The sequence below is a fragment of the Rhodococcus sp. (in: high G+C Gram-positive bacteria) genome, assembly GCF_049286785.1.
In the GTDB taxonomy this organism is placed as follows: domain Bacteria; phylum Actinomycetota; class Actinomycetes; order Mycobacteriales; family Mycobacteriaceae; genus Rhodococcus_F.
On sequence record NZ_JBAQEO010000471.1, the window covers coordinates 1 to 5,090 of the forward strand.

Here is a 5,090-nt window from a genome sequence, read left to right on the forward strand (position 1 = left end):
ACTCCGCGCCGCGCTCGAGGGCGAGACGGCCAAACCTGTCGGACCTGTGGTACACAATGATCAGGTGAACGCAGCCTGATGCTCATCGGGCCGCCACCGAAGTTCCACGGAACTCGGGACATCCTCCCCTCGGCGACCAGTTCGGTTTGCCCGCTCAGTATCCCCGCGATGATCGCGTCTGCGAGTGCGTCAGTTGGGGTGTCGGCGTTGGTGTACGTGTGGCCAAGGATGACCTGCTCCTGCGGAACCACGGCACATTCCCACGTATCCGACACGGTCACGTCGAGCTTCACTGTGACGTTGTCGCAGTCGAACGTGAATCCTTCGGGCAGGCATCGGGTGAGATTGAAACCGTCCGGGTAGTCGCAGTCCGCTGTCTCACTGAAGCGATGGGCGAGTTCGACGAATGCGCCGCGATCGCTCGCGGCGGTGTCGGATACGGACGGCCTATTGGTAGTTGTCATGGTGGTTACCTGTCTATCTGCTGTGTGTGGTGATCATCGGCGTACAGCGGGGCCTCAGCGGGCGCGCCTCTGCCGCACCGCCAGACGAGCGGCTCCCACTCCCCAATAGGGAACTGGGAGCCGCGTGCACGTCGATCAGAGGACGCCCGCCCATGCGTCCCGCACCTCAACAGAATCCGGGTGGGTCGACGAGCCGTCGGGCACTCGCGTCGGCATGAGGATGCCGATGAAGTGGGTTCCCACACGAATCACAATCGGACGGTATGCCGACTCCTGATTCGGTTCGATCGCCATGAAGTCCCCCGCCCGCTTCGCCTTCGCGAACTTCGCCAACAGATCAGGCGAGATACTCACCGCGTGCCCCGTAGCAGTGCCGATACGCTGCGCATTACGGGCGTTGCCCATCAGGTGCCGCCACTTCGGGAACTCGACGTCCGCATCCACCAAGCGAGCGGCAACACCGTCAGATCGCAACAGATGCAGCGCGTCCTTGCCCACCGTCACACTCACTGTGAGAGATGACTCGTCACGCTTGGCCACCTTCAGCAGTGGCAGCAGTGCCTTCACGTCCGTGACAGTCACATCGAGTAGGAATCCCTCCGGCAGCTGCTCCGCTGGCCCCGCAACGCTCGCGCGGGCCACCCCCATCACGAACCGGTCCGTCCCCACGGCCAACAGCTGATTGTTCTGAACCTCCAGGTGAACGACGTTGATCGACGGGAGGGTGTCGTCACGGCTCGCGAACTCTGCCGCGGTCTTCAGCAGCAGGTGCAGCTCATGCGACAGCACCTCGAACGAACGGACGGCCACGTCGGCGGAGACAGCAAGATCAACAGACATCAGATACTCCAAACCCCCGAGACAGATGCTCGGGACTCGCAGGGCCGGGGATGGTCAACCCCGCCCCCGCATCAACTGGGAACGTCACGAACGTAGCCGATACCGACGACATGTTCAACACCCGAAACATGCTGCATTCCAACGTGTTCAGAGCCATATCGCACCCACGGAGTAGGCGAGAAATCAAGGGTTCGAGCAGAGAAATTGCCACCCACCCATCCGGTGCCGGGGCACCGGATGGGAAGCAGCCTCGGCACATAGAGACGGCCCCCATTCCCCGGCACAGGCCAGAGAATGAGGGCCGCTACGTCGAGCTACTACACCCTGCTCAACTCCTCACCGTGATAGCTGCTCGCGCGACTCGTCACACAGTCCCAATCCACGCCCACCGCATCGGCCAAATGGTGCAGATCCCCGATCAAATCGGCGATCTGGACCTCGAACTCGTCGCCCGCCGTCCCGCATCTCTGCACATACGGCACCAATCCTGCGCCCGCCAACAATCCGCGCAGTGCGTTCGATTCCGCCGGGTCGGGGACCGAGTCCGCTGTAGGCGCAGCGCCCCGGCCCGAGCAGAGGGCTGCCAGGTCGTCGATATTCTCGACCTTGCCCAGGGCCGCTGCGTTCGGTGCGGGGTCGTTCGTATTCGTCATCGGTACTTCTCCTGTGTCGGAAGTGCCGGTTGGCGCGGGGTCCAGCCAGGGTCGGTCGTTCCGGCTTTCGACGTAGTTCCCGCCCGGCGGATTGTCGAGCAGCTCGTGCATCAGTTCCCACGCCGCTGGGGAGGCGTTCTCAAGCATCCAGTCGCGGTGTGCGCACCAGTCCTCCCAGACCCAGCCAGCTCCGGCATCGATGCAGCTCGGGGCCGGTTCGACGGGTTCGCCGGCGGCGAACACCCACACGTCTGTTGGGCCGTCCGGGTCACGGACGATCACCGTCTCCACGTTCACGACGGATCATTCTTCGTCGCGGTGTAGCCGAGCGCAGCGGCGAGCATGTGCATCAGCTCCTTCCCATCGGGAAGATCCACTCGACTCATCTGCGCGGCGACGGCCTCGCATTCGTCGGGCCGCTCGCACTGGCACTCGACATTGACCGGGTCCTCGTAGTCGGAGTACAGGCCTTCCCCAAAGGTGGATGGGTCGATCACCCACGTGTTCTCGCCGTCCAGGTCGCGCATGAGGTACACACGCACGGCCTCTTCGATGTAATGAGTTCCCCGGGCTGCAGCCAGGTCGGACGCGGAGAGGTAGGGAGTCGGAGCGGTCATCAGCTTCCTCCGGTGGTGATCAGTTCGTTCAGTTCGGTGGCAGCGGCCATCAGGGCGGACATCTGCAGGTCTGTGAGGGCCGTGACGGCCCCGTGCTGGTCGTGGGAGGTAAACACTGCGACCCCGAGGTATCGCTGCCACACGAAGCCGTGTGCCCACGCAATCGCGGTTGCTGTCCGGTTCACCTCCGGCTGGGCCGCATACAGCCCCTCTTCGTCCACCCACATGTCGAGATCCGGGGTGAGCCGGACGACCTCGAGCATCTGACAATCGATGACCTCGCGGATCCGCGAGGTCGCCTCGGTGCCCAGATCGATCTCTTCGACGGCGCCGTTCGTGCCGACACGTAGTGCCTGGTCCATCGTTCAGCCCTCCTCGACGCCGTCGATGGTCCAGTCGGCGATGTCGAGGTCCTGGTAGCCCGCGATGCTGTACTTGTCGCGCAGGGCCGACTCCACGGCGTCGGAATCCACCGAGTCGCGCGCGTCGTCGGAGCTTCGCGCGGTCACCGACACTGTGACGGTCGCGCGCATGGTCACATCAACCTCCACGTCGAAGTCGCGGGACCGTGCGGGAAGGTCGTGTTCCTCCATGAAGTTGTCGAACTGGCTGCACAGGCTGTTCTCGTCCGCCCAGGCATGTGCTGACTCCACCAACTTGTCTACCCACTGCGCGTGCGACAGTTGAAGATTCGCCTTCGCGTCCTCTGCCGCCCGGTGCGCCTCCCGCGTCCGGGCCACATCCCGCCTCGAACGCATCGCCTCGGCGATCACCGGGGCCACACGGTCCCACCACACCGGCTGCACGCCCGGGGCCTCGAGCTTCACCTGATCCGGTGTCACACGGCCATGCCACACCACCACATCGGCGGAGACAGGCACCAAAGCCACATCCGCCCAGCCCGCAGGTGCCGGTTCCCCGGAACGGTCCACCACCACCCACCCACGGATCCACGCGGACCCCGTATCGACATTCACGAACGCACCATCCGACGGCGGGAACACTGCGCTCTCCGCAGACCCCTCCACACGCTCGGTGACAACGCCGTCGACAGCGTCGATAGACATGACGAACTCCAAACCCCCGAGACGAATCACGCCCGGGATCAGGCGGGCCAGGGTGGTCAATCCCCGCCCCGCAGCAACTGAGGACATCACGAACATAACCGACACCACCGACACCGTCAACACGCGAAAGTGCTTGTGTTACACACATATCGAGCATGTCGACACTCAGATTAACCGTACGAAATCAAGCGCTTGAGCATGTGAAATTGCCACCCACCCATCCGGTGCCGGGGCACCGGATGGACAAGATCAGCTTCGTCTGGCGGCCAGGGACCGGATGCGGCAAGGACGGGTAGACGCCGGCACGGGGAGTGGCCACCCGGGCAACTCCACGCCATGTGGAGTACCCCACTACTTCAGGCCGGGGGTGGTGCTCGCGCGCAGGCTTTCTCGGTACAGCCAATCACCACGCCACGAGGCGTACCACGAACGAAGCACACCATGACCGCCACCGCAGACCTCAAGATCGACACGCACCTGAGATGACCCCCGTCGACTCCCAACAGCTCGCGACGTTCTTGCTCGGCGCCTGGAATGGGGTCTACGCCCTCAGCTCGCGGCTCCAACTGGCCGGAACCGGTCCCGACGACGTTCGCGACTGCCTGGACCAAGCGCGACGAATCTTCCTCGCCGGCCTCGCAGCAGACTCCGCCCGCGACGTGCAGCTTCTCCCCGTGCCCCGACCAGGTGAGATCGAACAGTCTGACCTTCCGCATCGGGCCTAGCCCACCGACTCAGATCTACAGGCAGCCGCACATCGCCGGGTTTGACGACTTTGTCCAACTGCTCCTGCTGCGTGTCGGCGAGCCAGCCGAGCACGTCATCGGGAAACATCGCACGCTCACGGTCATAGCCCGAGTCATCCGTGGAGTACTACCAACCATTGGCGTGCAGGTACTCGGCGATCTCCCTCTCGAACTCGACCTCGTTGTGCTGCGCCACGTCAGACCACCGCCTTTCTCACGTCGATCTGACCGGTGACCGCCGCGGTTATGAGCGCCGATCGTCTCTCTCGACAAAGCGCTCGGTCTCGGCAATCAAGGTGCCGATCTTCTCGACTTCGATTTGGAGCTGGCACACTTCGTCAGCCTGCACACCTATTGGCGGGAGCTCTATCCTGATCTCTGCTAGGTCGCTGACGTTAATACGCGGCGTACGCGCGGATCCGAGGTCGATGCTGCCGATACCTTTGATACGGCTGGTCATTTCGCTCACAAAGGCTTCACTTCTCATGACTGCAGCAAGCCATTCCGCATTCAGGTCGCGACTTGGACGAAGTACCGCGTAGTCAGGACTAACGATGCCGTCTTCCGGTGCTAGCCCCAATACCGTTCAGTTAGTGGAGTTTGCGTTATGATGAGGCGTGCCTCGTAGCGGATGGGTGAAGCCGATCTCGGATCGGCGGTTGTCGGATGTGGTGTCGGTGGGGTTGTTGACCAGGGTTTTCCC

Annotated in this window: 8 protein-coding genes and 1 pseudogene; 1 reads left to right on the forward strand and 8 read right to left on the reverse strand. The window is 63.3% G+C overall.

Translation table 11 applies throughout. From position 1 onward, the window contains the following. The 6 genes from WAW17_RS16965 to WAW17_RS16990 all read right to left on the reverse strand — a co-directional run. Positions 1-464: hypothetical protein (locus WAW17_RS16965; RefSeq protein ID WP_422334106.1), on the reverse strand; the 464-nt coding region annotated here is incomplete at its 3' end. A gap of 135 nt (positions 465-599) precedes the next feature. Next, positions 600-1,304, reverse strand: a complete 705-nt coding sequence (locus WAW17_RS16970; RefSeq protein WP_422334107.1) for a hypothetical protein — start codon at positions 1,302-1,304, stop codon at positions 600-602. A 317-nt stretch (positions 1,305-1,621) separates the two neighbouring features. Then, positions 1,622-2,254, reverse strand: coding sequence for a hypothetical protein (locus tag WAW17_RS16975; RefSeq protein WP_422334108.1), 633 nt, complete (start codon positions 2,252-2,254; stop codon positions 1,622-1,624). Further along, positions 2,251-2,574 carry a hypothetical protein gene (locus WAW17_RS16980; RefSeq protein ID WP_422334109.1) on the reverse strand — a complete coding sequence of 108 codons (324 nt, stop codon included), beginning with the start codon at positions 2,572-2,574 and terminating at the stop codon, positions 2,251-2,253. Before WAW17_RS16980 ends, WAW17_RS16975 begins: the two co-directional genes overlap by 4 nt. Beyond that, positions 2,574-2,936, reverse strand: a complete 363-nt coding sequence (locus WAW17_RS16985; RefSeq protein ID WP_422334110.1) for a DUF3846 domain-containing protein — start codon at positions 2,934-2,936, stop codon at positions 2,574-2,576. The genes WAW17_RS16980 and WAW17_RS16985 overlap by 1 nt, the downstream gene beginning before the upstream one ends. A gap of 3 nt (positions 2,937-2,939) precedes the next feature. Beyond that, positions 2,940-3,641 (reverse strand): hypothetical protein, encoded by a 702-nt coding sequence (locus tag WAW17_RS16990; RefSeq protein ID WP_422334111.1) that lies wholly within the window; start codon positions 3,639-3,641, stop codon positions 2,940-2,942. A gap of 482 nt (positions 3,642-4,123) precedes the next feature. Here WAW17_RS16990 and WAW17_RS16995 point away from each other — a divergent pair, with 482 nt between their 5' ends. After that, a complete protein-coding gene (locus WAW17_RS16995) occupies positions 4,124-4,366 on the forward strand; it encodes a hypothetical protein (RefSeq protein WP_422334113.1) in 243 nt (80 codons plus the stop codon). A gap of 34 nt (positions 4,367-4,400) precedes the next feature. Here WAW17_RS16995 and WAW17_RS17000 read toward each other — a convergent pair. Together WAW17_RS17000 and WAW17_RS17005 are read right to left on the reverse strand one after the other, a co-directional pair. Then, positions 4,401-4,583 (reverse strand): annotated as a pseudogene (locus tag WAW17_RS17000) (hypothetical protein); the annotation flags it as partial. 48 nt (positions 4,584-4,631) lie between these two features. Further along, entirely contained in the window at positions 4,632-4,874 is a 243-nt protein-coding gene (locus WAW17_RS17005) for a hypothetical protein (RefSeq protein ID WP_422334112.1), read from the reverse strand. Between the last annotated feature and the right edge of the window lie 216 nt (positions 4,875-5,090).

Bases quoted from the DNA above. Each gene is read 5' to 3' on its own strand.
- WAW17_RS16970 (WP_422334107.1), bottom strand. From the start codon at position 1,304: ATGTCTGTTGATCTTGCTGTCTCCGCCGACGTGGCCGTCCGTTCGTTC.
- WAW17_RS16980 (WP_422334109.1), bottom strand. From the start codon at position 2,574: ATGACCGCTCCGACTCCCTACCTCTCCGCGTCCGACCTGGCTGCAGCC.
- WAW17_RS16985 (WP_422334110.1), bottom strand. From the start codon at position 2,936: ATGGACCAGGCACTACGTGTCGGCACGAACGGCGCCGTCGAAGAGATC.
- WAW17_RS16990 (WP_422334111.1), bottom strand. From the start codon at position 3,641: ATGTCTATCGACGCTGTCGACGGCGTTGTCACCGAGCGTGTGGAGGGG.
- WAW17_RS16995 (WP_422334113.1), top strand. From the start codon at position 4,124: ATGACCCCCGTCGACTCCCAACAGCTCGCGACGTTCTTGCTCGGCGCC.
- WAW17_RS17005 (WP_422334112.1), bottom strand. From the start codon at position 4,874: ATGAGAAGTGAAGCCTTTGTGAGCGAAATGACCAGCCGTATCAAAGGT.